Origin of the sequence: Rhizobium leguminosarum bv. viciae (assembly GCF_012276115.1) — a bacterium.
GTDB classification, from domain to species: domain Bacteria; phylum Pseudomonadota; class Alphaproteobacteria; order Rhizobiales; family Rhizobiaceae; genus Rhizobium; species Rhizobium leguminosarum_T.
The window spans coordinates 701,190-707,928 of sequence record NZ_WIEU01000001.1; the positions used below are offsets into that span (position 1 = coordinate 701,190).

A 6,739-nucleotide genomic window follows, 5' to 3' on the forward strand; every position below is an offset into this window, starting at 1 on the left:
AACCACCAAAAACGCCTCAGACGGCGCGTCCTCCATTTGCTACCGGGTGCACATTTTTTGCTACCGGTAGCAAACGTGCATAGCTATAAGATTCTTGCTAAGAGAAATCAACCATTCATTTCGCGCTCCGGCAGAAATGGAATAAACGTTTCGAAGGGGAGAGGTTCGACTATGAAGCGAGCGACGGCGCAGAACGTGGCGATGGAGGCCGGCGTTTCAAAGTGGACGGTCATCCGCGCATTTACGCCGGGTGCATCGATCACGGACGCAAGCAAAGCCAAAGTGCTGGAGGCGGCAGAGCGGCTCAATTATCGGCCTAACCTGTTGGCCAGGAGTCTTGCCACCAATTCTACCCATCAGGTCGCGGTTCTCGTTGATGACTTCGCAAACCCGCATAAGCTTCCGTTTCTTGAAAAGCTGACCGCTAGCCTGCAGGCGGAGGGGCTCGTGACCATGTTGATCAATATCAATCAACACTACAATCACGTGCACGCCATATTGAATGCCGACCAGCGGCAGGTTGATGCGATCGTGCTCTTTGGTACGGCGTTTCGGGACGAGATGTTGACAGATCATAAGCTGGGACGCGCTGGGCCTCCGATGTTTGTTCTCGCTCGAGATAGCCAGATCGAAGGTGTTCCCGCCATCTCCTGCGATGCGGTCGTGGCGATTGCCGAGATCGGCGAGCACCTATTAAAAAGGGGATATCGGAGACCGGGATTTATGGCCGGGGCGCGTACATTGTCTACAGCGCTTGGCAGGCGGAGAAACTTTAAGGAGTTCTGGCGAACCGCTCTCGGCGTCGAGCTCGTCGAGATGTCTGCCGAGCGCTACAGCGCAGAAGCCGGCGCGCAGGCCGCCCGGGACTATCTGTCCAAAGTCGCGCCGGAAGACCGGATCGATGTCCTGATGTGCGAAAACGATGCCCTCGCGTTCGGAGCGATGGATGTTGCCCGAAGCGAGTTCGGGTTACGTGTTCCGGGCGATCTCGCCATTGTGGGCTTCGACAACGCTGCCCCAGCAGCGTCACCAGCATACGGCCTTACAACCTACGAGCAACCCACCGACCAGATGGTCAAAGCGGTAATAGACATGATTCTGGAAAGAGCGCCGAGGGAGACGGTTAACTTCAAAGGCAAGCTTGTGGTGAGAGATTCGGCCTGATTGATCGAGCAATAGGACAGACCAAAGCGTATTTGGGCAAAATCCCCCAGGCGGAAAACCACTTCGTTCAAACAAATATCTCGAGACAGTGAGCGCTTTAACGCCCGGCTATCGCCTTCAAGCAACCCCATCGCCGCGCGCAATACGCCTGACTTCGCCAGCCGCCGCGTCGAGGATGCCCTGCGATAGGTTCTCGTCCTCCATGATGCGGGAAAGCGTGACGGCGCCTACCATGAGAGACAGTATCGCCATCGCCTTATCGCTGGGATTGGAACTCTTGGCGTCGTCCATCAGCTCATCCAGGACCTCGAAGTGAGCTCGGATCCCATCTTCAAATGGACGCCTGACCTCTTCACTCTGCCGCGCCGCGTCCGATCCCAAGGCCACCAAAGGGCAGCCGTCAGCCTTTTCTCCCCTATGATCCGAGGACAGATAGAACGACATGACGGCTTCGAGGGGATCGGAGCTGTCCGCAGCCGCTGCCGACCATCGCCGTGTGGCGCTTTCCATTGCCCGCCTCGATGCAAGTGCGGCCAAGTCGTCCTTCGACGTGAACTGCTTGTAGAATCCACCTTGCGTAAGCCCGGCGCCTTTCATCAGATCCTTGAGTCCGATCCCATCGAAGCCGTGCTCTCGAAACAGACGGCTGGCGACATTGATCACCGTTTCCCGATTTTCCTCGGCCTGCGCGCGGCTCACTCTCATATCGATCTCCAATTAGATTTCATTTGACATCTATATCGTAAATAGAGTTAGATCGCAATCTAAATCATCCAGATCGCGGGTCAAGAAGAGAACTTAAAATGAAACGCAAACACGTCCTGACTTTCGTGGGCCTCGTGATGGCGGCGGGGGCGACTGCCTTTTTCCTGGTTTTCGAATCGCCGAAACAGGAAGCCGTGGCTGCAGACCCAAGAACTGCTTCGCCACTTGTAAAGGTGGCAGAAGCAACGACCACTGAAACGGCGAAGCGCTCGTTTACCGGCACGGTCGCTTCGCGAGTACAGAGCAATCTCGGGTTTCGGGTTCCGGGCAAGATCGTCCAGCGGATGGTCGATGTAGGCCAGCAGGTGAGACAAGGCCAGGCCCTGATGCGCATTGATGAAACCGATCTCCAGCTCGCGCTGACAGCAAAGCGCAATACGGTTACCGCAGCGCGTGCCGTCCTGACCCAGGCACAGGCAGATGAGAAACGATATGCGACGCTGGTGAAAAATGGATTGGCTGCCACTCAACAGCGTTACGAACAAGCAAAGGCGGCGCTGGACACGGCCTCTGCACAGCTTGCCGCGGCTGAAGCCGATGCCAAGGTCGCCGAAAACGCGGCCACCTATACCGTTCTTCTTGCAGATTCGGATGGTACGGTCGTCGATACTCTCGGAGATCCCGGACAAGTCGTGGCTGCTGGCCAAACAGTGGTTCAACTCGCGCAGTCTGGGCCGCGTGAAGCTGTTGTCTGGCTGCCTGAGACGTTGCGGCCCGACATAGGGTCCGAAGCCAAAGCCAGCGTCTACGGTGGCGACGGTCTCAGTGGAAAAGCTCGTTTGCGACAGATCTCCGATGCCGCCGATCCGCAAACCCGCACCTACGACGCACGTTATGTTCTTGAAGGCCCGGCCGCATCCGCTCCGCTCGGCTCGACGGTGACGATCACGATCCTGGATGTTGACCGGCAGTCGGAGGTCTCCGTACCGGTCGGCGCTATCCTGGACGACGGTACCCGGACAGGCGTGTGGGTTGTCAACGGCGCCACGTCGACCGTGAACTTTTTCCCAGTCGAGATCAAACGGATCGGCGAGGAGACCGCGTTTGTCACCGGAATCGGCGTTGGTCAGCAGGTTGTCGCTCTGGGCGCGCATCTCCTTGAAAATGGCGCAACTGTCCGGACTGGCGTGCAGCAAGAGGTGACAAAATAATGAGCTTCAATCTGTCCGCCATCGCGGTTCGTGAACGCGCCGTTACATTATTTTTTATTGTTCTGTTGGCCGCCGCAGGGGTCTACGCCTTCGTCAAACTGGGGCGTGCCGAGGATCCGTCCTTTACTATCAAGACACTGACGGTCACGTCAGTCTGGCCAGGCGCCACCGCGCGTGAAATGCAGGATCTCGTTGCCGAGCCTCTTGAGAAGCGCATTCAGGAACTCACCTGGTACGACCGTGTCGAAACAACGACGCGGCCTGGCTACGCCTTCCTCACGGTCACACTCAAAGATAATACTCCGGCAAGCGCCGTCGCAGAAGAGTTCTATCAGGCTCGCAAAAAGCTTGGCGACGAGGCTCGAAATCTTCCGCCCGGCGTCATGGGTCCCTTTGTCAATGATGAATATTCCGACGTGAGCTTCGGCCTTTACGCATTGAAGGCGAAGGGGATGCCGATGCGCGATCTCGTTCGGCAGGCGGAGATCATTCGTCAGGATCTCCTGCATGTTCCCGGTGTCAAAAAAATCAACATCCTCGGGGAGCGTCCCGAACAGATCTTCGTCGAATTTTCCTATGCCAAGCTGGCGACACTTGGAATATCGGCCCAGGATATTGCCGCAGCCTTGCAGAGACAGAACACGGTGACGCCCGCAGGCTCGATCGACACGCGCGGGCCACAGGTCTTCATCCGTTTCGACGGAGCCTATAACAGCGTGCAGGCAATTGCTGACACGCCAATCGTGGCCGCCGGACGGACGCTGAAGCTTTCCGATCTGGCGGATGTGCGGCGCGGCTACGAGGATCCCGCGACCTACATCATCCGCCATGAGGGCGAGCCTACAATCATGCTAGGTGCGGTGATGCAATCGGGTTGGAACGGTCTTGAACTTGGCAAGGCGCTTGAAGCGCGATCGGCTGCGATCGCGCAGACATTGCCGCTGGGTATGACGCTCACCAAAGTCAGCGATCAGGCCGTCAACATCGACGAGGCGGTCGGTGAATTCATGCTGAAGTTCGCCATGGCGCTTGGCGTCGTCCTGTTCGTGAGCCTTGTCGCACTCGGCTGGCGCGTCGGCATTGTTGTCGCGCTCGCAGTTCCGCTGACGCTCGCCGTCGTCTTTCTCATCATGCTGGAAACCGGCCGGTTCTTCGACCGCATCACGCTCGGCGCGCTCATCCTTGCGCTGGGCCTTCTCGTGGACGACGCCATCATCGCGATCGAGGTCATGGTGGTGAAGATGGAAGAGGGCATGGACCGCATCAAGGCGGCCGCCTATGCCTGGAGCCACACCGCGGCGCCGATGCTGTCCGGCACACTCGTCACAATCATCGGACTGATGCCCGTTGGTTTCGCCAAGTCGACTGCAGGCGAATATGCCGGCAACATCTTCTGGGTCGTAGGTTTCGCCTTGATCGTCTCGTGGTTTGTTGCAGTGATCTTTACGCCATATATGGGAGTGAAGTTGTTGCCTGACATCAAACCGGTCGAGGGTGGACATCACGCCATCTATGATACGCCGAACTACCGTCGCCTGCGATCGCTCATCGCGTTTGCGGTTCGTCATAAATTCATGACCTGCGCAGTCGTCGGCATCACCATGGCTGTTTCGGTCGTCGGAATTGGCGGCGTAAAGCAGCAGTTCTTCCCAACATCGGATCGACCCGAGGTTCTGGTTGAAGTTCGCATGCCTGAGGGCACGAGCATCGAAACCACGACGACCGCAGTGAAGAAAGTCGAAGACTGGCTGCAAGCCCAGCCGGAAACTAAAATCGTCACCAGCTATGTAGGGCAGGGCGCGCCCCGGTTCTTCTTTGCCATGGCACCCGAACTGCCCGACCCCGCCTTCGCCAAGGTTGTTGTGCTGACGCCGGATGCGCATGCACGAGAAGAGCTAAAGCATCGCCTTCGCGCCGCCATTTCGGAAGGGCTTGTTCCTGAAGCATCCGTCCGTGTAACGCAGCTTGTCTTTGGGCCCTACACGCCGTTCCCGGTCGAGTTTCGGATCATGGGACCGGATCAGGAGGAACTCTATAAGATTTCCGAGCAAGCCCTTGCAATTATGAAAACTGTGCCCGATGTCCGTCAGGCCAACCGCGATTGGGGCAACCGAACCCCTGTCCTGCGCTTTGTCCCCGATCAGGAGCGGCTCAATCTGATCGGTCTTTCACCTTCTGAGGCGGCACAGCAGATGCAGTTGCTGCTGAGCGGCATCCCTGTCACCCAGGTGCGCGACAATATCCGAAACGTGCCTGTCGTCGCACGAAGTGCTGGCGAAAACCGCCTTGACCCATCACGTCTTGCAGATTTTTCGCTGATGAGCCGGAATGGCCGCCAAGTTCCACTCGATCAGATCGGGCATTCCGAGATCCGCTTCGAGGAACCGATCCTGAAACGTCGCGATCGGATGCCGGTGATCACGATACGCTCCGACATCAACGAGGCGACGCAACCTCCCGAGGTTTCGCAACAGGTCATGAAAGCGCTTCAGCCGCTGATCGCATCGCTCCCCGTGGGATACCGCATCGAGATGGGCGGCAATATCGAAGAGTCTCTCAAGGCCAATGTCGCCCTTGTTCAGGTCTTCCCGCTGATGATCGCGGCCACGTTGATCGTCATCATTCTGCAGGTTCGCAGTCTGTCGACGATGACGATGGTGATGCTGACCGCACCGCTTGGCCTTGCCGGTGTTGTCCCGACACTGCTCCTCTTCAATCAGCCGTTCGGCTTCAACGCCATTCTCGGATTGATAGGATTGGCAGGTATCCTGATGCGCAACACGCTGATCCTGACAGAGCAGATCAAGGAAAATCAGGCGGCAGGTCTTGATGATTATCATGCGGTCATCGAAGCGACCGTGCAGAGGACACGCCCTGTCATCCTGACCGCGCTCGCAGCCGTCCTGGCCTTCATCCCTTTAACGCATTCGGTTTTCTGGGGGTCGATGGCCTATACGCTGATTGGCGGAACAGCTGCTGGCACCGTGATGATCCTGCTCTTCCTTCCGGCCCTGTACGCTGTGTGGTTCCGGATCAAGCCTCCGAAGCAAGAGAGCTACCGGGAAGCGATCATCGATGAGCCGCAAATCGCCAGGCCAATGGCCGCCGAATAGGGCACCTCATGCGCAAAACATCCTCTCCGGTTTTCCAATGGATTGTCAACTGCGAAGGTTCATGCCAGCCTTTGCAGTGGATAGCAGCCTGCGGAAAACATTCGGCTTCGGCAAGCAGAGGTGATTGGAACCGAGGATTGTCACAGCTTCGGCCGGTTTAGGATGTTGTACGTGGGGAAGAAAGTTTTGCTCTCGCCACGTTTGTCCCCTTGGATCGCAGTTCCATAAGATAGATTATGCGATACAATGCTGTAGCCGCAAAGTTGAAGTGTCCTGTTTCTGCAAAGTTGGAATGTCACACTCCCCGCGTTTGATTGGCGCCGGGGAGATTGCCGATGGGACTGATAGCGATGAGCGAGCGTGATCTGCAGCGGATCGAGGTTTTGTCGAAGGTCGTTGACGGCCGGGCGACGCTGGTCTCGGCGGCGCGTGTTCTGGGCTTGAGCGAGCGCCAGGTGCGCCGGCTGTTGGAGCGGATCAGGACGACCGGCGCGGCGTCGATCCGGCACAAGGCGATCGGCCGACCGTCGAACAACAGGATCAGCC

5 protein-coding genes and 1 pseudogene are annotated in these 6,739 nt (G+C 57.6%); 5 read left to right on the plus strand and 1 reads right to left on the minus strand.

Going from position 1 to position 6,739, the window contains the following annotated elements:
* Positions 1–171 precede the first annotated feature (171 nt).
* Positions 172–1,164: a LacI family DNA-binding transcriptional regulator gene (locus GFM02_RS03270; RefSeq protein WP_168320777.1), complete on the plus strand. Its 993-nt coding sequence runs from the start codon at positions 172–174 to the stop codon at positions 1,162–1,164.
* 117 nt (positions 1,165–1,281) lie between these two features.
* On the opposite strand, the gene GFM02_RS03275 is transcribed toward GFM02_RS03270, so the two are convergent.
* On the minus strand, positions 1,282–1,869 hold the full coding sequence (locus GFM02_RS03275; protein ID WP_168320778.1) for a TetR/AcrR family transcriptional regulator: 588 nt from the start codon (positions 1,867–1,869) through the stop codon (positions 1,282–1,284).
* Positions 1,870–1,967: 98 nt separating this feature from the next.
* On the opposite strand from GFM02_RS03275, the gene GFM02_RS03280 reads away from it, so the two are divergent.
* The 4 genes and pseudogenes from GFM02_RS03280 to GFM02_RS03295 form a co-directional block, all read left to right on the plus strand.
* Positions 1,968–3,080, plus strand: coding sequence for an efflux RND transporter periplasmic adaptor subunit (locus GFM02_RS03280; RefSeq protein WP_168320779.1), 1,113 nt, complete (start codon positions 1,968–1,970; stop codon positions 3,078–3,080).
* Positions 3,080–6,193, plus strand: a complete 3,114-nt coding sequence (locus tag GFM02_RS03285) for an efflux RND transporter permease subunit (protein ID WP_168320780.1) — start codon at positions 3,080–3,082, stop codon at positions 6,191–6,193. The genes GFM02_RS03280 and GFM02_RS03285 overlap by 1 nt, the downstream gene beginning before the upstream one ends.
* 46 nt (positions 6,194–6,239) lie before the next feature.
* Positions 6,240–6,317: pseudogene (locus tag GFM02_RS34940) on the plus strand (oxidoreductase); the annotation flags it as partial.
* 211 nt (positions 6,318–6,528) lie between these two features.
* Positions 6,529–6,739, plus strand: a 211-nt coding sequence (locus GFM02_RS03295) for a helix-turn-helix domain-containing protein (protein WP_168320781.1), incomplete at its 3' end; no start/stop codon positions are given.

Coding starts and splice junctions, on each gene's coding strand:
- GFM02_RS03270 (WP_168320777.1), top strand. CDS start 172: ATGAAGCGAGCGACGGCGCAGAACGTGGCGATGGAGGCCGGCGTTTCA.
- GFM02_RS03275 (WP_168320778.1), bottom strand. CDS start 1,869: ATGAGAGTGAGCCGCGCGCAGGCCGAGGAAAATCGGGAAACGGTGATC.
- GFM02_RS03280 (WP_168320779.1), top strand. CDS start 1,968: ATGAAACGCAAACACGTCCTGACTTTCGTGGGCCTCGTGATGGCGGCG.
- GFM02_RS03285 (WP_168320780.1), top strand. CDS start 3,080: ATGAGCTTCAATCTGTCCGCCATCGCGGTTCGTGAACGCGCCGTTACA.